18 protein-coding genes and 1 pseudogene are annotated in these 20,345 nt (G+C 63.0%); 7 read left to right on the forward strand and 12 right to left on the reverse strand.

What is annotated here, in order from left to right; genetic code table 11:
* Positions 1-55: 55 nt before the first annotated feature.
* Complete coding sequence (locus tag FJ548_RS06925; protein ID WP_140777484.1) at positions 56-1,513, reverse strand: NCS1 family nucleobase:cation symporter-1; 1,458 nt, start codon at positions 1,511-1,513, stop codon at positions 56-58.
* Positions 1,514-1,952: 439 nt separating this feature from the next.
* Here FJ548_RS06925 and FJ548_RS30810 point away from each other — a divergent pair, with 439 nt between their 5' ends.
* Positions 1,953-2,255: a DUF982 domain-containing protein gene (locus FJ548_RS30810; RefSeq protein WP_140777520.1), complete on the forward strand. Its 303-nt coding sequence runs from the start codon at positions 1,953-1,955 to the stop codon at positions 2,253-2,255.
* Between the two features lie 324 nt (positions 2,256-2,579).
* Here the strand turns inward: FJ548_RS30810 and FJ548_RS06935 are convergent, their stop codons facing one another.
* From FJ548_RS06935 to FJ548_RS06950, 4 genes are all read right to left on the reverse strand, one after another.
* Complete coding sequence (locus FJ548_RS06935; protein WP_140777485.1) at positions 2,580-4,121, reverse strand: HlyD family type I secretion periplasmic adaptor subunit; 1,542 nt, start codon at positions 4,119-4,121, stop codon at positions 2,580-2,582.
* Complete coding sequence (locus FJ548_RS06940) at positions 4,118-6,247, reverse strand: type I secretion system permease/ATPase (protein ID WP_140777521.1); 2,130 nt, start codon at positions 6,245-6,247, stop codon at positions 4,118-4,120. The genes FJ548_RS06935 and FJ548_RS06940 overlap by 4 nt, the downstream gene beginning before the upstream one ends.
* A gap of 170 nt (positions 6,248-6,417) precedes the next feature.
* Positions 6,418-9,462 (reverse strand): hypothetical protein, encoded by a 3,045-nt coding sequence (locus FJ548_RS06945; protein ID WP_140777486.1) that lies wholly within the window; start codon positions 9,460-9,462, stop codon positions 6,418-6,420.
* 15 nt (positions 9,463-9,477) lie between these two features.
* The gene (locus tag FJ548_RS06950) at positions 9,478-9,777 is read right to left on the reverse strand and encodes a hypothetical protein (protein ID WP_140777487.1); all 300 of its coding nucleotides are present in this window, start codon (positions 9,775-9,777) and stop codon (positions 9,478-9,480) included.
* A gap of 543 nt (positions 9,778-10,320) precedes the next feature.
* Here FJ548_RS06950 and dusA point away from each other — a divergent pair.
* Positions 10,321-11,310 (forward strand): tRNA dihydrouridine(20/20a) synthase DusA, encoded by a 990-nt coding sequence (dusA, locus tag FJ548_RS06955; RefSeq protein ID WP_140777488.1) that lies wholly within the window; start codon positions 10,321-10,323, stop codon positions 11,308-11,310.
* Between the two features lie 2 nt (positions 11,311-11,312).
* Here the strand turns inward: dusA and FJ548_RS06960 are convergent, their stop codons facing one another.
* Both FJ548_RS06960 and FJ548_RS06965 read right to left on the reverse strand, forming a co-directional pair.
* Positions 11,313-12,017 (reverse strand): TIGR02281 family clan AA aspartic protease, encoded by a 705-nt coding sequence (locus tag FJ548_RS06960; RefSeq protein ID WP_140777489.1) that lies wholly within the window; start codon positions 12,015-12,017, stop codon positions 11,313-11,315.
* 10 nt (positions 12,018-12,027) lie between these two features.
* Complete coding sequence (locus tag FJ548_RS06965; RefSeq protein WP_140760209.1) at positions 12,028-12,258, reverse strand: DUF1289 domain-containing protein; 231 nt, start codon at positions 12,256-12,258, stop codon at positions 12,028-12,030.
* 197 nt (positions 12,259-12,455) lie between these two features.
* Here FJ548_RS06965 and FJ548_RS06970 point away from each other — a divergent pair, with 197 nt between their 5' ends.
* Positions 12,456-13,454, forward strand: a complete 999-nt coding sequence (locus FJ548_RS06970) for a nicotinate-nucleotide--dimethylbenzimidazole phosphoribosyltransferase (protein WP_140760211.1) — start codon at positions 12,456-12,458, stop codon at positions 13,452-13,454.
* A 22-nt stretch (positions 13,455-13,476) separates the two neighbouring features.
* Here FJ548_RS06970 and FJ548_RS06975 read toward each other — a convergent pair whose 3' ends face one another.
* Complete coding sequence (locus FJ548_RS06975) at positions 13,477-14,997, reverse strand: ATP-binding protein (protein ID WP_140777490.1); 1,521 nt, start codon at positions 14,995-14,997, stop codon at positions 13,477-13,479.
* A 76-nt stretch (positions 14,998-15,073) separates the two neighbouring features.
* Here FJ548_RS06975 and FJ548_RS06980 point away from each other — a divergent pair, with 76 nt between their 5' ends.
* From FJ548_RS06980 to FJ548_RS06995, 4 genes and pseudogenes are all read left to right on the forward strand, one after another.
* The gene (locus FJ548_RS06980; protein ID WP_140760216.1) at positions 15,074-15,697 is read left to right on the forward strand and encodes a thermonuclease family protein; all 624 of its coding nucleotides are present in this window, start codon (positions 15,074-15,076) and stop codon (positions 15,695-15,697) included.
* A 31-nt stretch (positions 15,698-15,728) separates the two neighbouring features.
* Positions 15,729-16,339: pseudogene (locus FJ548_RS06985) on the forward strand (glutathione S-transferase).
* Complete coding sequence (locus FJ548_RS06990) at positions 16,279-16,953, forward strand: uracil-DNA glycosylase family protein (protein ID WP_140777491.1); 675 nt, start codon at positions 16,279-16,281, stop codon at positions 16,951-16,953. Before FJ548_RS06985 ends, FJ548_RS06990 begins: the two are co-directional and overlap by 61 nt.
* Positions 16,954-17,060: 107 nt before the next feature.
* On the forward strand, positions 17,061-17,552 hold the full coding sequence (locus FJ548_RS06995) for an Lrp/AsnC family transcriptional regulator (protein ID WP_006205209.1): 492 nt from the start codon (positions 17,061-17,063) through the stop codon (positions 17,550-17,552).
* Positions 17,553-17,564: 12 nt separating this feature from the next.
* Here the strand turns inward: FJ548_RS06995 and FJ548_RS07000 are convergent, their stop codons facing one another.
* From FJ548_RS07000 to FJ548_RS07015, 4 genes are read right to left on the reverse strand one after another with little or no spacing between them, the layout of a single operon-like run.
* Entirely contained in the window at positions 17,565-18,128 is a 564-nt protein-coding gene (locus tag FJ548_RS07000; protein ID WP_140777492.1) for a DUF3299 domain-containing protein, read from the reverse strand.
* Positions 18,129-18,172: 44 nt separating this feature from the next.
* Positions 18,173-18,751, reverse strand: coding sequence for a GNAT family N-acetyltransferase (locus tag FJ548_RS07005; protein WP_140777493.1), 579 nt, complete (start codon positions 18,749-18,751; stop codon positions 18,173-18,175).
* Entirely contained in the window at positions 18,711-19,415 is a 705-nt protein-coding gene (locus FJ548_RS07010; RefSeq protein ID WP_140777494.1) for a DNA alkylation repair protein, read from the reverse strand. The genes FJ548_RS07005 and FJ548_RS07010 overlap by 41 nt, the downstream gene beginning before the upstream one ends.
* Before the next feature lie 6 nt (positions 19,416-19,421).
* On the reverse strand, positions 19,422-20,291 hold the full coding sequence (locus tag FJ548_RS07015; protein ID WP_140777495.1) for an NAD(P)-dependent oxidoreductase: 870 nt from the start codon (positions 20,289-20,291) through the stop codon (positions 19,422-19,424).
* Positions 20,292-20,345: the final 54 nt, after the last annotated feature.

Below are 20,345 nucleotides of genomic sequence, written 5' to 3' on the forward strand. Positions count from 1 at the left end.
CAGTAGGCAGTAGGCAGTAGGGTGTGCTTTTCCACTCCCTACTGCCTTTTCCCTATCAAGCCTTCGCCATCCTGGCCCCCGCACCCACGGCGGCGGTGCGCAGCACATAGTAGATGATGCCGGCGATCGCGACGCCGAAGAACCAGCCATAGACGCCCCACCAGGACGGCAGCCAGTTGGTGAAGTTCGGCAGGATCGACGAGAAGATCGCGCCGACGCCGGCGGCGATGAAGGCATTGACATGCCATCCGCCCTGGAAGCGGAATTCGCCGTCCTCGCGGTAGAGCGCCTCGACATCGACCTCGCCCTTCCGGATGAGGTAGTAGTCGACCATCATGACGCCGAAGATCGGCCCCATCGTCGCGCCGATGATGTTGACGAAGGACGCGGCGCTGCCTTCCCACGGGGCGAAGGGATAGAGCACAAGCGCGATGATAGCCGCGATGTAGCCGCCCTTCTTGAAATCGATCTGACGTGGGAAGACGTTGGAGAAGTCGAATGTCGGCGAGACGAAGTTCGCCACGACGTTGATGCCGAGCGTCGCGACGGCGAAGGTCAAGGCGGCGAGCGCGGCCAGGAACCAGCTGTCGAACTTGGCCGAGATCTGGTCAGGGTGCAGCAGCACTTCATGATAGACGTCATAGGCGGCGATAGTGGTGACGCCGGCGACCAGCGAGAACAGGATCAGATTGACCGGCAGGCCCCAGATGTTGCCCTTGCGCAGTGACGCCTTGTCCGGCGCGTAGCGGGCGAAATCGCAGAAGTTGAGATAGAGCGCCGAGAAATAGGTCACCCAGATGGCGGCCACCGCGAACAGCGAGGTCCATGAACCCGGTTCGCCCGGCACGCCCGCGTCCTTGGTCTTTTCCTTCAGCACGTCCATCGGGATGTCGCTGGTGAAAGCGAAGGTACCGGATTTGACGCAGAGATAGACTGCCAGGATCAGCATCATCACCCAAACGGCGGGCCCGGCCCAGTCCTGGAAGCGGCGCACCGTTTCCATGCCCTTCTGGATGATCAGCAGTTGCAGCGCCCAGATGACCACGAAGCAGATCACCTCCAGGCCTGAATGGCCGAGGAAATGCGTGCTGGCGTTGAAATCGGCGAACCATTGCGAGCGGATCAGCAGGGCGACGATCGCGCCGGAGGCGGCCGCCGTTTGCGCGCCGTACCAGAAGCAGGCGACGATAGCGCGTACCAGCGCCGGTATGTTGGCGCCCCAGATGCCAAAGGAAGCACGGGCAAGCACGGGGTAGGGCACGCCCGTCTTGACGCCGGCGTAGCCGACCATGTTCATCAGCGCGTAGATGATCAGCGAGCCGATGCCGATCGCGATAATGAAATTGACGAAGCCGCCGCAGAACAGAAACAGGCTGGCGGCGAGATAGTAGCCCCAGAGGCTGTGAACGTCCGACGTCCAGACGTTGAAGATCGAAAACGGTCCCCAATTGCGGATTTTCGCAGGAGCGAGATCCTCGTTGTATAGGTCAGGCGATGCACCTTGTATTGTCATTGCAACGTCCCCTTTTGCCAAAACGCGCCCTCACGCGTTGACCGCAGAGGTTAAGCCTGACGCTAGGGAACCGGCAAGCAATCCATTTGTCGGCTTTGGCCATAAAGATATTCAATGCGAACCGCGATTATCGTGGGACCGCAATGGTGGGCCGCTGCCGAATCCCCGGTCGGGTGATTCGAATTTCGGTAACGGCGATGCTGTCCAGGCGATGCCCGATCGCAGCGGGAGCACTGCCGTTCGGGCGGCTGGAGGTAAAGGAATATCGGCCCGGCCACAAAGTGGCTTGTCATGTCCCGACGATGTAGCCAGCTTCTTCGGTGGCCGCTTTCGACCGGCGGATTTTTTTAAAGATTTTACCTTCTGCGTGGAACCAACCGCCAGATGCCGCGTTTCATTGGGTTCGATCGCGCGCAATGCGATCGACCGGGAGGAAACTATGGACTACCTGCATTTCTTTTCGCCCGTGCGGATATCGCGCGGGCAGGGACACCCCGTAGAAGAAGTAGATAGTGTCGCCGAAGCGATGGTTTTCCTGCGCAAATGGCCAGCGGGAAGGCGTGGGCCTGTGTATCAGTGTGCGCTGAACTGCTGCTCGGCTGCCCTGTCGGGCCAGATGTCGGCCGAAGAAGCAAGGAAAGCGTTCACTGGCTTTGCCCGGATCACGCGGCTTCTCGATGATGACATGGCGATGCCGATGGGCAGCGACAGTATGGCAAGCGTACACGCGCTACGGCGCTAGGTGCCCGCGCCCCTTTGGTGGGTCGCGCCCGTTGCGGGCGCGACGTTGCCGCGTTTGACCCTCAGGGCAGGTCGGCGGGTGCCGAGCCACTTGACCGGGAGTTAATCGGGCCTGCTAACCAGAGCCGGCATATGCGGTGGCAGCATCGCTCCGGTGCCTGCCAATCTGAACACGATCGCACGAGTTCTCACTGAAGTAGCCATTCATTGTGATGACGAGGCGTCAGCGGCCCGGTCGCCGCGTTGGGCGCCGCGTTGCAAGTGTATGCTTGCGGGTGCCATCTCGATCGACGCACTTTAACTCTTTGTCTTGTGCGCCATTACGTCATCTTTCCCTGAACGCCTCCGAAGCAACCTTGGCGAGCGGGGAGAGCAAGTAATCGATGACGCGGCAGCTGTCGGTTTTGATTTCCACGGTCACCGTCATGCCCGAAGCCAGAGGGATCATCCCCCCGTTTATGTTGATAGCCTGTTCCTGAAGCGCGATGGTGACCGGGAAGACGAAGTTCTGGGGCTGACCGGCCTGGCCGGCGGGCGCGGCGCCGGCCGTATTGGCGGCGGCTGCGGCGTTGGCGAAGCCACGCTTGGCCTCCTGCTCCTCGACCGCCGCGGAGGCGACGCGCGTGACCGTGCCGTGCAACACGCCAAAACGGGTGAAGGGGAAGGCGTCGACCTTGATGACCGCGCTCTGGCCGGGCTTGATGAAGCCGATGTCGAGGTTGGCGACGAGCGCCTCAACCTGAAGCGCCCGCGCCGTCGGCGCGACGACCAGGAGCTGCTGCCCGGTGGTCACGACTTGACCGACCGTGGTGACCGCGATCTCCTGTGCGATGCCGTCGATCGGCGAATAGAGCTTGGTATGCGCGAGGCGTGCGCTCGCCTTGATGACGGCCTGTTCGGCTTCGTCCGCTTTGCGCTCGGCGTCGGCGAGTTTGTTCTCGTTGTCGGCTGCGAATTGCGAGAGTGTCACAATCTTCTCGCTCGCGAGCTCTTTCAGCGCGGCATCGGTTTCGATCAGTTGCCCCTGATCCGAGGCGAGCGACGATTGTGATTTTTCCAGCTGCTCCGTTGAGTCGTAGAGATTGACCTTGCTGCCGACCTGGCGATCGAGCGCCTCCTGACGGGTGCCGACAAGCTTTGTCAGCGTTTCGATTAACTTGTTCTGGTAGGCGATGCTCATCCCGAGGCGCTGACGCGTCGCTTCCTTCTGCAGGCTCTGCTTGTCGAGGCTCTGCAAGGCGCCGATGAGCTGGTTGATGTCTGCCGTCAGCACTGAAGCCTCCCGCAGGCGTATCGCCTCCGGCAACTCGGTTCCCCACACGATTTGCGGCTGGGGGTCGGCCGCGGCTTGCGCTAACTGTGCGATTACGACCTCGTGCTCGTTCGCCTCGCCCGATCTCGCCGGACCACCGAGCACCGCGCGCGCCGTCGCGATAGCGAATCGCCGGCGCGCGATTTCGGCGAGGATCGCATTGAACTCATCGCGCTTCGCCTTCTCTTCCGCCGCCGCCTCAGCCGGATCCAACTCCAGAAGCAGGTCTCCCGCCCTCACGGGCTGTCCATTCTCGACGCGTATTGCGGCGATCTTACCTGGATCGAGCGGTTGAACCACCTTGGCATGGCCGGCCGTGTCGATTTTGCCGGGCGCCACGGCGTGCACGTCGAGCCGCCCGTAGAACGACCAGGCGAGCGCGGCCGCGAAGAAGGCGCAAATCGTCAACATGGTCACCGACGACAGCGGCGGTGCCGGCGTTTCCAGGATCTCGATCGCCGCCGGCAGGAATTCGCGATCGCGGCCGGAGATGACCGCAGGTCGGGCGGCCGGCTGTGGCGATGCGGGAGGGGGCGGCTCGGTTCTCTGGTTCATGCCCCGCCCCTCGCCTGATCCGACTGCAGCGCCCAGAGCCGGGCGTAGAGGCCGCCTTTGCGCGCGAGGAGTTCCTCGTGGCTTCCAATCTCGACGATCGCGCCCCTTTCCATTCCGACGATGCGCGTGCATGGGCGCACCGCCGCCAAGCGATGGGCGATGATCAGCACCGTGCGGCCGCGCACGATCGCGCGCATGTTCTCCTGGACGATGCGCTCGCTCTCGTAGTCCAGCGCCGAGGTCGCTTCGTCGAAGATAAGGATGCGCGGATTGGTGGCGAGAGCGCGGGCGATGGCGATGCGTTGGCGCTGCCCCCCGGAGAGATTGGCGCCGCGCTCCTCGATGATCGTGTCATAGCCCTGCGGCATCTGGGCGATGAACTCGTCGGCGCCGGCGAGCCTGGCCGCCTCAATAACCCACGCCCGCGCCACGGCGGGATCGCCGAGCGCGATGTTTTCGTGAATTGACCGGTTGAACAGGATGTTCTCCTGCAACACGACTCCGATCTGGCGGCGAAGCCAACCCGGATCGAGTTGGGCGATGTCGATGCCGTCGAGCATGATCTGGCCTGCCTGCGGCGAATAGAGCCGTTGCACCACCTTGACCAGCGTCGACTTGCCGGAGCCCGACGCCCCGACAAAGCCGATGACTTCGCCCGGGGCGATCGACAGCGTGACATTGCGCAGCGCCTCGGTCGCGTCGGGCCGATAGCGAAGCGACACGCCGCGCAGGTCGATCCCGCCCCTCGGCGGCGGCAGCGTCAGCAGGTTCTGAGGCATCGGTTCTGGCGGCGTGTTCAGGATGTCGCCGAGCCGCGCCACCGAAACCTGCACCTGCTGGAAGTCCTGCCAGAGCTGAGCGAGGCGAAGAATCGGGGCAACGACCTGGGAGGCGATCATGTTGAACGCGATCAGTTCGCCGACCGTCATCGCGCCGTTGATCACCGCCTGTGCGCCGAAGAGCAGGATCAGCGCCGTCGTCACCTTGCTGACATACTGGATGAGGTTCTGTCCGAGCGCGCCGGTGATACCGGCGTCGAACGAGGTGCGGACATAGGACGCGAGCCGCTCTTCCCATTGCGCCTGCATCATCGGCTCGACGCTCGCCGCCTTCAGCGTCGGCGCTCCGACAATCGATTCGACAAGAAACTGCTGCGACCGCGCGCCGCGGTTGAACTTTTCATTGATCTGCTCGCGAAGAATCGGGCGGATCAGCACCGCAATCAGGAGATAGACGGGGATCGTCCCGAGCACCACCAGCGTCAGTGTGGGCGAATAGATGAACATCACGACGAAGAAGACCAGCGTGAAGACGAGATCGAGCAGCGAGGTCAGGCCCTGTCCGGTCAGGAAGCCGCGGATCGTCTCGAGTTCGCGCACGCGCACCACCGTCTGGCCGGTCGCGCGCGTCTCGAAATAGGCGAGCGGCAGGCGGAAGAGGTGATGGAACAGGCGCCGGCCGAACTCGACATCCATTCGGTTCGTTGTATGGCTCAGCGTATAAGCGCGCAGGAATTGCAGGACCGACTCGAACAGTCCCAGCGTCACCAAGCCGACGATCAGCACCGTCAGGGTGGACACCCCCTTATGCACCAGCACCTTGTCGACGATGAGCTGGAAGAACACCGGCGTGATAAGCGCGAACAGCTGCACGAAGAGCGATGCGATCACGACCTGGGCGAGAGGCCGCCGGTAACGCAGGATCGAGGGCAGGAACCAGCGGAATCCGAAAGTTCTGGGATCGGTTCCCGCGCCGCCAAGGCGGCGCGTGACCAGAACCACTTCGCCGGACGACAGCGCGGCAATGTCCTCGATCGGCAATTCCCGGGCAATGCGGACGATCGGATCGAGCAGCCGCGCGAGCCCCTTCGTGGGGGAGGCCGCCAGGACGCCGAAGGTGCCGTCCTTGAGGCCGATCAGCGCGGGATAGGGAATGGTGGCGAGGCGCTTGGCCTTGATGCGGCGCAGGATGCGCGAGCGCAGCTCCAGGACATTCGCGCCGCGGACGATATCCTCGGCCGCGGCGAATCGCCCCGTCAGCGCAAGCTGATGGCGCATTTGCGCCGGGTCGGCGGCGATGCGGTAGTAGCCCGCGATCACCGCCAGCCCGGCCAGGCCAGAATCCATCGGCGTGAATAGCGGCGGAGCGGGTTCGACTCTGGACAGCTCGGTCGGCGCGCGCGCTGCTTCGGGCGGCTCGGTCTCCGCGGTCACGCCGGTCATCTCGCTGCTCGCTTGGTCCACTGCCCACCCCCAAAAAAGGGCCGAGCCGGGTTCCCGGCTCGGCCGAAGCATCCCTAGACAGTGGGCGCCGTCAGGTTGATGTTGAGTGTGCCTGTCCCTGCCTCTAGGCCGGTGTTCGGCACGCTGTGGAACGCATCGTAGTCCTGTAGCGCGAGGTTGAAGGCCATGTGGACGTCCGAGCCTGCGACGAAGGTTCCGGCACTCACCGGGCCCACGTCGAACGAGTGATTGGCGTTGTTGTAAGTCGTGTCGACGTTGGTAGCGACCAGGCGGTCGAACCCGTCGGCGGTGCTGGCGAGGATATAGACGCCAGGAATGTATTTGAGGCCCTCCACATCCACGCCCTTGACGTCCCCCGTCGGTGCGAAATTGAACGTCACGGACTCGGTCTTGCCGCCGGAGGTGATCGATTTCGTCCCATCCCCGGTGAAATCGGCAAGGACTGTCTCATTGCCACTGCTGTCAAAGGTCACGAGCTTGACTTCGGTGATCGCGTCCTGACCCGAATCGCTCGGGAACGTCCCTCCTTGGGCGAGCGGGCCTTGAGCGACATCGTAGGCGTCGAGGCGGATGTCGACGGCCGCGTTCGGGCCGCCCGACCCATTGACTTGGGCCAGGGTAAAGCCGCTGTCGTTGACCTCGTAGTGACCGGCATAGCCGAGAGTGCCGAGGGACTTCAGGTCGTTCGTGGTGTTGATCGAATGGACGTCGTTGACGAAGTCGATCCGGATGGCGTTGCCGTCCTTGACCGACTGGGCGTCAGTGCCGGTGCCGATCGAACTGGGGTTGACCGTGTCCGTGCCGGCAGTCTTGCCGGTGAAGACCACAGACATGCCCGGGGTGACCGGCTGCTTCGTCGTCGGGTTGAACGGCAGCGAGAACCAGGCGTAGTCACCGGCCGGAACGTCGGCGAAGTCGCTGAACAGGGTATGCGAGCCGTTGCCGATCGCCTGCAGCATGTCGAACGTGTACTGATTGTTGCCCGGATCGGTCGTGATGGTGAACACGTCGTCCGCAGCGTTCACGCCGGTGGAGTCGGTCGTCGCAGTCAGCGTGCCCGTGCCGAAGCCGAACAGGTAGATGGCCGACCCGTCCGCTGTTGTCAGGGGGGTCCCGGTCGCGCCGCTGTCGAGCTGGCCCGTGAGTTGCGAGCCGTTCGTGCCGGTGAAGGTCAGGGCGCCGAAGCCGTCGGCCGCGGCGTGGTCATCGATGTTCAGGGCGGGGTACGGATCATTCGCACCGCCAGTCAGGTTTTTGGTGGCCGTCGAGCCGGCGGCGTCCTGGATGTTGTCCGCACTGGCGATCGGCACCGGCGTGAAGTTTTCCGGCACGTCGTCGACGACCGTCACCGTCAGCGCCGCGAGGGCGGCGGTGGCCGTACTGCCGTCGGCGTCGGTCGCCTGGACGATCGAGCTGAAGTCAATCGTGGTGACGCTCGAGTCGTCCGCGCCGGGCTCCTGATCAACGGGCGCCAAAAGCGTGAAGGTCCAGACTCCCGTCGCCTCGGTCAGCTCGAGCGTGAATACAGTTGTCGTGCCCGCCTTCGCGGTCAGGGTGTCGACCCCGCCATTGCTCGTCACTGGGTCGTAGGTCACCGCCGTCCCGTCGGATACCAGGTCCGTTGGTAGGCTGGAGGTGTCAGTCGAAAGCCGGTAGGAGAGCGGCGTATCGACGCCCGGATTGAACAGGGTCGTCACCGAGCCGGTCGCCATGTCGCTGCCGTCCTTGTCCGGAAGGAGATTGGTCGACAGCTTGTCCTCGTCGACCGCCCCCGTCACCGTCTTGTCGCTCGCGCTCGGCACGCTGTCCTCGAAGATGATGCGCGAGCCGACTTCCTGGGTCTCGGTGGTGGGCGTCGTCGTCGTCTGCGTTTGCGTGACGTTGAGAATGTCGAAGCCCGGATTGTTGCCCGGGGGCATGATGTTCTCGACCACGAACTGGTCGAATTGCGCGCCGCTCAGGGAGGTGAATCGGACCTTCTCGCCCACGGTGAGGCCGTTGACGATCCCATTGGGGGCGCTGAGGGTGCCGCCGAAGGTGATGCCGTTTTGTGCGCCAGCTATGGCCGAATCGGCGAGCAGGGTCGTCCCTCTGTAGACTTGGATGTCGCCGAGCGCGACCAGGTTGGTGGACGTGCTCGTCTCCGTGCTGCCGAATGGGGTGGTGGTGCTGGTCTCGTTCTGAGCAATGATCTGCACGTTCACCGACCTGCCAGTGGGGGTTACCTGGCTGATGTCGAAGCTCGCCCCCGTTCCTTCTGTATAGGCGAGGGTGTTGAGTGACCCGGTGGTGAGGAAGGCCTTGTCCTTCGTCGAGCCGCCCGAGAAACTCGAGACGAAATCGAAGCGCAAGGCCCCGCCGGGAGTGATCGACTGGGTGTTGCTGCCGTCACCGACCGAACTGGTGTTGACGGTGTCGGGACTGGACGTGCTCGCGTCGAGCCCGGTCATGAGGACCTTCGCCGTAACGTCGCTGCTGCTCGTGAACGACAGCCAATAGTTTTGTCCGGGCTTCTTGGTGCCGATGTTGAATGATGTGGTGGTGGTGGAGCTGGACGATCCGCTGACGTAGACATGGTCGGAGAGATTGAGGGTGTTGGCGTCCTCGCCCGCCGCGGGGTTGGTGTTGGTGAGGGCTTCGTACTGCACGACCCAGATCGTCGCGCCGTTGCTCGTTGGCTGCAGCAGGAGGGCGAAGGCGACTGTGCCGGTGCTGTTCAGCTCGCGGCCGAGCACGATGTCGGGGTTGCTCGAGTCGGAGTAGAGGAAGATCTCCTTGCCGTCGATAGCCTTGAAGCCGGTGTCGACGCCGTTCAACGCCAATCCGCTGCTGTCGGTGAACTTCAAATTCTGGTCGGTCGTGCTGACGATCGTCGTGTCCTCGGAGATGCCGATCGCCTTGGTCGTACCGCTGGCGGTGGTCGTATCGGGATAAATGCCGAGCGCCGTCAGCCTGTCCCCGAGCGAGGATGAAATATTGGTCTGGAAAGTGTATAGCGTGACGTTGTCGTCGGAATCGGTGGCGTCGCTGTCCGTCGCAAGAGTTGTCAGTCCTAGGTTTTCGTCCTCAATGACTTTGCCGAAGATGGTAATTGACATGGTGTACCTCCCTGCTCAGCGGCCAATGCGCCGGAGCGTTCCTGTTTGCAGTTGATTTCCGATGATCACTGAACCCATCCAAGCGGATGGGGCGGCGACGGCGGTGATGGTTTCCGCCGCGTTTGCCGTGGCCTGCACGAAGTCGGCCTGAAAGCTGACCTCCGGTGAGGTCAGTCCGCCCAGACCGTCGCGACTTGGAAGATATTGCGGCGTGGTGTTGGCGCTGTACGGCGCAACGGACCGATCGACATCGTCGTCCGTTAGGTCGGTGGGCTCGTCGACTAGGATGTCCTGGATCAGGATGTCGAGCGCCATCGAGATTCTCCCTGGTTTAATGCGGCAGGCGCAAATCGGCCCCAACGCCGGCAACCGGCCGCATGGGCGCGCATCCGCCGGCAAGGCAGGCGCTACGCGTCCTCGTTAAAGAAACTGGAGTAGTGGAATGGATCGGGGGAAGGGCGTCGAGGGCGTTCCAAGCCCTTCGCTCATGCCCCGATCAGGCATTTCTGCGAGGACGCATCCTGCGCGCGTGGATCATCCGCAGCCGGCGGATGCTATCAGGCAAGAAATAGGCCATGATGATGACCCCCTCCCTGGCACGCCCCCAATGTGGATGCCTGCCTCCCTTTATTAGCAAGAGCTAAAAAACTACTCCAATTTGTGGATAATTCAATATGCCTCTTGCATTTTGAAACAAATTGTGAGTCTAAACCGATTCAAACGAGCGGCAAACAAACCGCAGGGTCGCGGCAATGCTCGCCCGGCAAGCGTTTGAAAAGCAATGACAAGATCATAGGCTTGGGCCGCAGTTCATTGGGTCAACACTGACCGGCCTTGCCAGAAACGAATAAAATCAAGATGCTGGAAGCAAAACTCGCAATCGCGCCGATGATGGACTGGACGGATCGCCATTGCCGGTTCTTCCATCGCCAGCTGACGAGCCGTGCGCTGCTTTATACAGAAATGGTGGTCGCCGACGCAGTTATCCAAGGTGCGCGCGAAAGGCTGCTCGGCTTCGATGCGGCGGAACATCCCGTCGCCTTGCAGCTCGGCGGCTCTGATCCCGCAAAACTTGCCGAGGCGGCGCGCATCGGCGAGGCCTTCGGCTATGACGAGATCAATCTCAACGTTGGTTGCCCGTCCGACCGCGTTCAGTCCGGTACGTTCGGCGCCTGTCTGATGAAAGTGCCCGACCTCGTCGCCGACTGCGTCGCGGCGATGAAGGCGGCGGTAGCAATACCCGTCACGGTCAAGTGCCGGATCGGCGTTGACGAACAGGATCCGGAGCCGGCACTCGACGCGCTGGCGGACGGGGTTTTCGATGCCGGCGCCGACGCTTTGTGGGTGCATGCACGCAAAGCATGGCTTGAAGGGCTGAGTCCCAAGGAAAACCGGGACATCCCGCCGCTCGACTATAACAGGGTCTATCGGCTGAAGGCTGGAAAACCGAACAAATTCATCGGCATCAACGGCGGCATTCAGTCGCTTGAAGAAGCGCGCGTGCATCTCGACCATGTCGACGGCGCCATGCTTGGCCGCGCCGCCTATCACACGCCCGGCATTCTGGCCGGCGTCGATGTCGCCTTCTACGGCGCGAAGCCGGAAGCGTTCGATTTCGCCGCGCTGATCGATGCGATGGCGGACTATGCGGCACACCACATCGAGCAGGGCGGGCGGCTGGGCCATGTCACCCGCCATATGGTCGGGCTGTTCCATGGGCTGCCCGGTGCGCGGCGCTACCGCCAAATTCTGTCGACGGACGCGACGCGGCCCGGTGCCGGGCCTGCCGTGCTGAAGAAGGCCTTCGAGGCTGTCGAGTTCGGCGGAGCCGCAGCCGAAGCGGCCTGACCTCAATCCCTGAGGATCATACGATCGCCGCGCACGTCGAAACCCGACAGCGAGCCGATGAAATTCATGCCGAGCAGGCTTTGGCTCAGCATGCCGGGCGCCGCGACCATCACCGACATGTCCTTGCGCACGATGCCGCCGATCGCCACTTGGTCGGTTTTGACCGCCGCGGCGCGTGCCATGCCGTTGGCTGTCGAAACCGGTATCGTGTAGTTGAGCGCGGCCGGATTGAAGCCGGCGGCCTGCGCGTCCTCCGAGGTCAACACGGTGCTGGTCGCGCCGGTGTCGACAACGGCCCTTACCGGATTGCCATTGACAAGGATGCGCGCTTCGAAATGACCGTTTTCGGCCTTGTCGAGGGTCACGGTGGCGTGACCGTCTTCGACGCCGAGCGCCAGCGGACTGCCGGGGACGAGGCCGGCGGTGACCCGGCTGGCGATATCCTGCAGTTCGTAGCGATACTGATAGCCTGCGACCAGCGAGAGCACGATGGCCACCCAAGCGCCGAGGTTGCGGGCCATGGCGCCCAAGGGGCGGCCGGAGCGAAGCAGGCCGGCGCCGATGAGGGCGCCGAAGGCACCAAGCCAGATCAGCCGGCCGAAGTCGTAATTCTCGATGCCGAGCGTGCTGCCGGCGGAATCGTTGGTCATGAGCAGGACCACTCCTACCCCGATCACGGCCATCACTATCCAGAATAACCGGCCCATCAACGCCTCATCAAAGTGCGTCGCGTTCGCGCGCCATGCGGGTGCGGCGCGTTTCCCGGCGAGGCCGGCGCTCGACCGTTTCCAGCCGAGCCGGCAGTTCAGCCATCACATTGCGGCGTGCTTCCTGCGTCATGCTCATCCAGGCGCCGATTTCATCGCGCGTGCGGCCGCAACCGAAGCAGAAGCCGGTTTTCATATCGATCGAACAGACCAGGATGCAGGGAGATTCGATGACTGTCATGACTTTCTCTCGAGGGATCCGTGCGGAATCCGCTCTTCCACTCCCACATGGTGCAACGGCAAAGCCAATGCAAGCCCTCGCGATCACGCCTTCCGCGGCCGCCTTTGCGGCAACCAGGGACAATGATCAGGGAAGGTTGTGCCAATCGCGCAACGCGGCTATGCCGCTCACCAACTCCAGGAATGATTGCTCACGACATGACCAGCGCGCTGCCTTTCGACGATTTTCGCAACCTGCTCGACAACCTGCCTGCTGCCGATCTCAAAGCTGAAGCGCGGGTGCGCGCGCTGTTTGCCAAGGCCGACAAGCCACGCAATTCGCTCGGCCGCATCGAGGACATCGCCGCGTGGCTTGCCGCATGGAGCGGCCGGGCTCCGCCCGCCGTGACGAGGCCGTTGATGGCTGTCTTTGCCGGCAATCATGGCGTTGTCAGGCACGGGATTTCGCCACGGCCGGTGGCGGCTACCGCCAACGCGGTCGAGCTTTGCGCGGCCGGGGGTGCGGCGATCAACCAGATCTGCATTGCCAACGATCTCGGACTGAAGGTGTTCGATCTTGCCCTGCACATCCCGACCGGCGACATCATCGAGGATGCCGCGCTGGATGAACGCGGTTGCGCGGCCACCATGGCCTTTGGCATGGAGGCGATCGCCGGCGGCACTGACCTGCTTTGCCTTGGCGACCTCGGCGTCGGCAATTCCACCGTCGCCGCCGCCCTGCTCGCAGCGCTGTTCGGAGGCAGGGGTGCCGATTGGACTGGTCCAGGATCCGGCGCCGATGCGGCCATGCAGGCCCGCAAGGCGGAGGTGGTCGATGCGGCCCTGGCATTTCATGGCGGCCATCTCGAAGACCCGTTCGAAGTGCTGCGCAGGGTCGGCGGCCGCGAGTTCGCGGCGATAGCCGGCGCCATCCTCGCCGCGCGGATGCAGAACGTCCCGGTGGTGCTCGACGGCTTTGCGGCAACCGCGGCCGCAGCGGTGCTGTATGCCGCGAACGCCGCAGCCCTCGACCATTGTGTTCTCGCCAGCCTGTCGCCGGAGCCCGCGCATGCAAGGGCCGCGGAGTTGCTTGGCTTCCGGCCGCTGCTCGACCTGGGTATCAGCCACGGAGAAGGGGCAGGGGCAGCGCTTGCCGCGGGCCTGGTCAAGGCGGCGGCGCTGACCAGTTCGGGAATGGCAGCAGCAGTGCGGGGCTAGGCAGACTGCGCACTGAAATCTGCTACCGCCTGCGCGCCGCCACAGCCGCGGTCGGCAGCGCCGGTAATTCTTCCATCACTCGGCTCAGCGGGAAGATGGCGATCGCCTCTGTGCCCTCGCGCAATTTGGAATGGAGCTCGAACTCGCCGCCATGCATGGCGAGCAGCCCTTGCACGATGGGCAGGCCAAGGCCGGTGCCCTGTTCGGCGCTCTTGATGGCGATCGAGCCCTGGCCGAAGGCCGAAAGCACGACAGGGATCTCGTCCTCGGGAATGCCCGGGCCGTTGTCCTTGATCGAAATGTATTGCCCACCCCCAGCCGTCCAGCCGACGCGGACGCGGATTTCGCCGCCGGTGGCGGTGAACTTGATGGCATTGGACAGAAGGTTGAGCGTGATCTGCCGCACCGCGCGCTCGTCGGCGAACAGCCGTGGCAATGTCGGTTCGAAATCCTGGACGACGCGGATGTCCTTGTTGCGTGCCTTCAACTCCATCATATGGCAGCAATCCTCGACGATGTTGAGCAACATCACCGGTTCCTCGTTGAGCTGGTAGCGGCCGGCCTCGATGCGCGACAGATCGAGGATCTCGTTGATCAGATCAAGCAAATGCTGGCCGGAATCATGCACGTCGTGGGCGTAGTCGCGATAGGTGGGATTGCTCATCGGCCCCAGCACTTCGTTCGCCATCACTTCGGAAAAGCCGAGAATGGCATTGAGCGGCGTGCGCAATTCGTGGCTCATCGAAGCGAGGAAGCGCGACTTTGCCAGGTTGGCATCCTCGGCCCGCCGGCGTGCTTCGTCCGACATCGATTTCGCCGTTTCCAGTTCAGCGATCAGCGCGTCCTTTTCGGAGCGGAACGACAACAGCATCAAGGAGGAGCGATTGATGTAACGGGCGACATAGGCGAAGAAAGGCAACGACAGGGCAAGCAGCGCCGCCATGATCGCCTCGACCGGCATCCACAGCTTGGCCCCGGTATAGGCATAGAGCGCCACCGGTACGGCGAAGGTTGCCAGCAGTGCGCCGCTGAGGGACGAGGCCATGACCGCCGTCCCGGCCATGGCAAGCAGCAGCACCACCGCCTTGACCACCTGGAACTGGTCGAGGGCGCAGGCGCCGCAGCCGAGCCAGACGAACCAGGCCCAGCCAAGACCGCAAAGGAAATGGCCGGCCAGGAACTCCCTTCGCGCCTGCGAAGGATTGATCTCGGAAGCCTCCGTCCGCTCAATGCGCCGCGCCATTAAGGCGACGATCGTGTAGCAGGTGAGCGTGAACAGCGCCCAGAGCCCGATCTCGTTGCCGACGCCGGCGAACCGTCCCGTCGCGGCGATCGCCAGCACAAGCAGCGGGATGACCACGGCGCCGCTTGTCATGGCGCGGGCGTGGAGTTTCAGGAGTTCGCGGTCGAAATCGGGATTGCCCGCCTGCTGCGAAAGACGGTCGCGCGTCTTGCGCACCGCGCGCGCCACATCGCTGTTGCGATGCGGTTTCCTGCGGTCCACAATGAACTTGTCCGCTGTGTTCGAGCGTTGCAGGGGCATCAAAAACTTCAATTTAGGCGCGCAGCGATTTCAAGGCGTTAAGCTACGTTCGAATGATTAACCAACCGTTTGCCATATGAGCCGTTCCTGGTCGCCAAGGTCGCGCCGGCGGTACGCGGTGCCGCGCCCGAGAAGCCTGCGGCGCAAAATGCTGGACTATGGGCTGACCGTGATCATTCTGGGCCTGCTGATCCTGTTGGCGACGCGTCTCGATCGCGTGGAGACGCGTAAGACGCAAGGTGCGGCCATCATCAATGATGGCGATTCGATCACGCTCGGCACCGAACGCATCCGCATGCGCGGCATCGACGCCCCGGAATACACCCAGACCTGCCGCAAGAACGGCGCCGATTATCCCTGTGGTACGCTTGCGCGCCAATCGCTGGTGCGCCTGATCGCCAGCCGGCCGGTCACCTGCAGCGGCTGGCAACGCGATCGCTATGGCCGGTTACTCGGTCACTGCATGGCCGGCGGTACCGATCTCAACCGCGCTCAGGTCGAGGCTGGCTGGGCCGTCGCCTATGGCGATTTCGAAAACGAGCAAGCGATTGCGCGCGCGGCAAAGGTTGGTATCTGGGCGGGTACGTTCGACCAGCCGCAGGACTGGCGCGCCGGCCATCGCGGCGAGATTGTCGAGCGCAAGCACGGCACGCTGGCGTCGATCGGTGACGCCGTGCGAGAGATCTTTCGCTTCTGGTGAAGCGTATCTGGTGGAAGGGAAGGAGGATCGAATGAAACTCTTCGACGGCGGCCGGGCGCCCAACCCGCGGCGGGTTCGCGTTTTCCTCGCCGAGAAGGGGATCTCGGTTCCGCTCGTATCCATCGACATGGGCGCGCTGGAGCACAAGAACGAAGCGGTGAGTTCGCGCAATCCTTTGCAACGCCTGCCGGTGCTGGAGCTTGACGACGGCACCGTCATCACCGAATCCGTCGCCATCTGCCGCTATTTCGAGGAGTTGCACCCGGAGCCAGCCCTGTTCGGACGTGGCGCGCTCGGCAAGGCACAGGTCGAGATGTGGCAAAGACGGATGGAGTTCAATTTGCTCAGTTGCGTCGCCCAGGCCTTTCGCCATATTCATCCGGCGATGAAGGAATGGGAAATCCCACAGATCCCCGAATGGGCGAGGCCAACAAGCCGAAGGCGGTCGCGTTCCTGAAACTCCTCGACGGAGAGTTGGCCAGTCGCGAGTTCGCCGCCGGCGACAGCTATTCGATTACCGACATCACCGGCCTGATCGCGATCGACTTCATGAAGCCGGCACGGATCAAGGTGCCGGAGGAATGCACCAATGTGCTGCGTTGGCATCAGGCGATCTCCAGCCGGCCGAGTGCCGCCGCTTGAGCGTGGAACTGGACAGATTCGCCGCGACGGTCCGCACCTGCCGCATCTGCGTCGAAAATCCCATCGGCAAGCCCCTGCGGCATGAGCCGCGACCGGTGCTGCGGCCATCGTCCAGCGCCCGCATTCTGATCGCCAGCCAGGCGCCGGGAACCAAGGTGCACTTGTCGGGCATGCCGTTCACCGACGCTTCCGGCGACCGCCTGCGTAACTGGCTTGGTGTGACCAGCGACGAGTTCTACGACATCGAGAAATTCGCCATCGTGCCGATGGGCTTCTGCTTCCCTGGCCAGGACGCCAAGGGCGGTGACCTGCCGCCAAGGCGCGAATGCGCGCCGGCCTGGCGCGCGCCTTTGATGGCCTTGATGTCGAAGATCGACCTGGTGCTGACGATCGGCATCTATGCTCAGTCCTGGCATATGGGCGCCGCGCGCCGTCCCTCGGTGACGGAAACGGTGATGGACTGGCGGGCCATATGGGACAATTCCGTTGGCCCGAAAGTGCTGCCGCTGCCACATCCGTCCTGGCGCAACACCGGCTGGCTGAAGCAGAATCCATGGTTTGAAATGGATTTGCTGCCTTTCCTGCGGTCGGAAATCCGCTATCGCATCGGCTAAGCGTTCAGCAAGAAATCACTCGCTTTCAAGGCAATCGGCAGAATTTCTTTCTTGTGAATGGCCTGAATAAAAGGGAATATAGCGAAACTATTCCCCAGGAGCCTCCGATGGACCGCCTTGACCGAAAAATTCTCCGCCTCCTGCAGGAGGACGCGACGCTCGCTGTCGCCGATGTCGCCAAGAAAGTCGGCCTGTCGACCACGCCATGCTGGCGCCGCATCCAAAAACTCGAGGAGGAGGGTGTCATCAAGCGGCGCGTCGCCATTCTCGACCACGAGAAGGTCAATGTGCGCGTCACCGTTTTCGTGTCGATCCGCACCAATTCGCACAGCCATGAATGGCTGCGGCGGTTTTCCGAAGTCATCCAGGAATTTCCCGAGGTCGTCGAGTTCTACCGCATGAGCGGCGACGTCGACTATCTGCTGCGCGTCGTGGTGCCCGACATCGCCGCCTATGACGCATTCTACAAGCGGCTGATCGCCAAGATCGAAATCCGCGACGTGTCCTCGTCCTTCGCCATGGAGCAGATCAAATACACCACCGAAATCCCGCTCGACTACATGGTGCTGGACAAGGAATCGGGCGCGAACGCCGCCTGAGCCTTCGGTCGATCAGTTCTTCTTCTTGTTGAGGAATGTCCAGGGCGAGTTCACCGGCAGGGTGATGGTATCAGACACAGTGTCGACCCCGACCACCTCCGCCTTGCGGACGGTGTAACCGGACTGAATGACGTTGACGCCATCGAGAATGAACAGCTGGCTTTTCTCCATGTCCGGCTTCAGGGCACCTGTGACAGCGACCGGCTGGTAAGCTTCCGACATCTTGTAGGGATGGGCTGGTGTGACCAGTACGATCTGGTTGGGCGGCGGCGTCGGCATGTGGCTGCATGCGCCCGTCCACGGCACCAACAGGAACTGATAGACGAGGTCGCCGTCGCGATCGACCGGCAATGCATAGCCGGCTAATTGTATGGTCTTGTCCTGCAGGCCAAGGGACAGCGTCTCGCCATGGTCGGGCAATTTTGCCGCGATCATCGGCAGGCCGGCATCTTCGGCAAGCGCCTGGGTGGCCGGGCGCAAATCCTTCCAGAAGATGTGCATGGTCGCGGCCGAGGCTCCGGCAACGGAGAAAGACAGCGCCGCCGCGAGCGCTATGATCGAATTGAAACAGTTCATGGCCGCTTCCCTTGCTGGGAGTAAAGACTTCGAGGCCAATGGCGTCAATGCTCGAGCCTCATCACATATCGGCGAGAACCGGCCATCCCGGTCTCGTGGAAACCGCGAGCAGCAAACATGTCGCGAAAGCCCATGAAACGGTAGCTCGGTGACGCCTCGTCCACCGGATAGGCCTCAATGATGCGCGCCCCCTTGGTGAAGGCGTGCTCGATGGCCGCATCGAGCAATGCCGAAGCAAGCCCGCCGCCGCGCAAAGCCCTTGGCACATAGAAGCAGACGATCGACCAGACGCCCGTCTCGGCGTCGTCCTGCTGCCATGAAAGCTTGCGATAGGTCTCGCGCGGCGCGACCGAGCACCAGGCGACGGCCTTTCCGTCGATATGGGCGAGGATGCCGACCGGCGTGCCGGCGTCGATGAGCGCCATCATCCGACGTTTCTTCTCGTCGTTCTGGATATGCTCGCGACCGGCGTGTCGCCAGGCCATGCACCAGCAATATTTCGGCGCACCGGGCTGCTCGAACAAGGTCTCGAAGCTGACGCGTGTTGCCGGTGTCACCTCGGTGAAACGGATATCGGCGTATTCAGATTTTTCTGGCGGCGAGGCGTTCGAGCGTCTTGGCATCTGACAGTTCCTTCGCGGCATCCTTGCCGACCCAACGCCTGGTCTTGTCGCTGGAAACCGCAAGTTTCTGCGCCAGGGCGAGGGCAGGAGCATGCAACGTCACCGATCGCTTACCGATCTGCCGCAGCGCCCAATTGACCGCTTTCCTGACGAAATTGCGTTCATCACCGGCATGGGCGTCGATCAATCGCAGATAAGGCAGGAACGTCGCGTCAGGTTCCTTCTTCAGATGCACCGCCGCCCATGCCAGCATCGCAAAGGCCGTGCGGCGGACGAATTCGCGCTCGTCGGCCGCGAACTCTTCGATCAGTTCACGCCAGAACGGCGTGTCCACGAACAGGTCCGACACAGTGTCGACAACTTCCCAGGAATCGAAATCGCCGGCCCAGCGGCGGCATTCCTCAATGGTGATCTCCTTTGGCTCATCAGTGAAAGCCGCGATCAGCCTCGCTTCGCGAATGCCGCTGTCCCACAGCGCCAGGGACCGTTCGTGGTTGCGCTTCAGCTTGCGCGCCAAGGGCCGCAAATCCACATTGCCAACACCGAGCGCGGTCGCTGTGTTGATGCCGAACCGCGCCATGCCGCGGCGATTCTCCTCGGTGCCGATCGAGCGCAGATGCGCGACGACCTCCTGCGCGGTCCAGCCTGGAGCGGGCAGGGACATGGGCGCCTACTTCTCCAGCCGCGCCAGCAGCGAGGACGTGTCCCAACGCTTGCCGCCCATGGCCTGCACGTCCTTGTAGAACTGGTCGACAAGCGCGGTCACCGGCAGCTTGGCGCCGTTGCGGTCGGCTTCCGCCAGGCAGATGCCGAGGTCCTTGCGCATCCAGTCGACGGCGAAACCGAAATCGTATTTACCGGCATTCATGGTCTTGTGCCGGTTCTCCATCTGCCAGGAGCCGGCCGCGCCCTTGGAGATCACCTCGATCACCTTCTCGATGTCGAGACCGGCCTTCTTGCCGAAATGGATGCCTTCCGACAGTCCCTGCACCAGCCCGGCGATGCAGATCTGGTTGATCATCTTGGTGAGCTGGCCGGCGCCTGCCGACCCCATCAGTCCGACCATACGGGCGTAGGCGTCGATGACCGGCCTGGCCTTGTCGAAGGCAGCCTGGTCGCCACCGACCATGACCGTCAGCACGCCGTTCTCGGCACCAGCCTGGCCGCCGGAAACCGGCGCGTCGAGAAATGAGAATCCGCTCGATTGCGCGGCTTGTGCCAGTTCGCGCGCGACTTCTGCCGAAGCCGTCGTGTTGTCGATGAAGATGGAGCCTTTCTTCATCGCCTTGAAGGCGCCTTCGGGACCAGTCGTCACCGACCGCAGATCGTCATCATTGCCGACACAGGAGAAGACGAAATCTTTGCCCTCGGCAGCCTGCGCCGGTGTCGCGGCAAAGCTGCCGCCATGTTGAGCGACCCATTGTTCGGCTTTCGCGCGGGTGCGGTTGTAGACGATGACGTCGTGGCCGCCCTTGTTTTTCAGGTGCCCGGCCATGGGGTAGCCCATGACGCCAAGACCGAGAAATGCCACCGATGCCATGCTTTTTCCTTCCGACGGAATAGAGATTTCAGTTGCGGAAGCTCTAGGCCATGC

The sequence above is a fragment of the Mesorhizobium sp. B2-4-17 genome (genome assembly GCF_006441275.1).
GTDB lineage: Bacteria > Pseudomonadota > Alphaproteobacteria > Rhizobiales > Rhizobiaceae > Mesorhizobium.

What these genes read in the sequence shown, in the direction of transcription:
- FJ548_RS06965 (WP_140760209.1), bottom strand. Translation starts at nt 12,258, where the DNA reads ATGACAGTCATCGAATCTCCCTGCATCCTGGTCTGTTCGATCGATATG.
- FJ548_RS06940 (WP_140777521.1), bottom strand. Translation starts at nt 6,247, where the DNA reads ATGGATTCTGGCCTGGCCGGGCTGGCGGTGATCGCGGGCTACTACCGC.
- FJ548_RS06990 (WP_140777491.1), top strand. Translation starts at nt 16,279, where the DNA reads ATGCACCAATGTGCTGCGTTGGCATCAGGCGATCTCCAGCCGGCCGAG.
- dusA (WP_140777488.1), top strand. Translation starts at nt 10,321, where the DNA reads ATGCTGGAAGCAAAACTCGCAATCGCGCCGATGATGGACTGGACGGAT.
- FJ548_RS06945 (WP_140777486.1), bottom strand. Translation starts at nt 9,462, where the DNA reads ATGTCAATTACCATCTTCGGCAAAGTCATTGAGGACGAAAACCTAGGA.
- FJ548_RS07010 (WP_140777494.1), bottom strand. Translation starts at nt 19,415, where the DNA reads ATGTCCCTGCCCGCTCCAGGCTGGACCGCGCAGGAGGTCGTCGCGCAT.
- FJ548_RS07000 (WP_140777492.1), bottom strand. Translation starts at nt 18,128, where the DNA reads ATGAACTGTTTCAATTCGATCATAGCGCTCGCGGCGGCGCTGTCTTTC.
- FJ548_RS06980 (WP_140760216.1), top strand. Translation starts at nt 15,074, where the DNA reads ATGAGCCGTTCCTGGTCGCCAAGGTCGCGCCGGCGGTACGCGGTGCCG.
- FJ548_RS06995 (WP_006205209.1), top strand. Translation starts at nt 17,061, where the DNA reads ATGGACCGCCTTGACCGAAAAATTCTCCGCCTCCTGCAGGAGGACGCG.
- FJ548_RS06935 (WP_140777485.1), bottom strand. Translation starts at nt 4,121, where the DNA reads ATGAACCAGAGAACCGAGCCGCCCCCTCCCGCATCGCCACAGCCGGCC.
- FJ548_RS06960 (WP_140777489.1), bottom strand. Translation starts at nt 12,017, where the DNA reads ATGGGCCGGTTATTCTGGATAGTGATGGCCGTGATCGGGGTAGGAGTG.
- FJ548_RS07015 (WP_140777495.1), bottom strand. Translation starts at nt 20,291, where the DNA reads ATGGCATCGGTGGCATTTCTCGGTCTTGGCGTCATGGGCTACCCCATG.
- FJ548_RS06925 (WP_140777484.1), bottom strand. Translation starts at nt 1,513, where the DNA reads ATGACAATACAAGGTGCATCGCCTGACCTATACAACGAGGATCTCGCT.
- FJ548_RS06950 (WP_140777487.1), bottom strand. Translation starts at nt 9,777, where the DNA reads ATGGCGCTCGACATCCTGATCCAGGACATCCTAGTCGACGAGCCCACC.
- FJ548_RS07005 (WP_140777493.1), bottom strand. Translation starts at nt 18,751, where the DNA reads ATGCCAAGACGCTCGAACGCCTCGCCGCCAGAAAAATCTGAATACGCC.
- FJ548_RS06975 (WP_140777490.1), bottom strand. Translation starts at nt 14,997, where the DNA reads ATGCCCCTGCAACGCTCGAACACAGCGGACAAGTTCATTGTGGACCGC.
- FJ548_RS06970 (WP_140760211.1), top strand. Translation starts at nt 12,456, where the DNA reads ATGACCAGCGCGCTGCCTTTCGACGATTTTCGCAACCTGCTCGACAAC.
- FJ548_RS30810 (WP_140777520.1), top strand. Translation starts at nt 1,953, where the DNA reads ATGGACTACCTGCATTTCTTTTCGCCCGTGCGGATATCGCGCGGGCAG.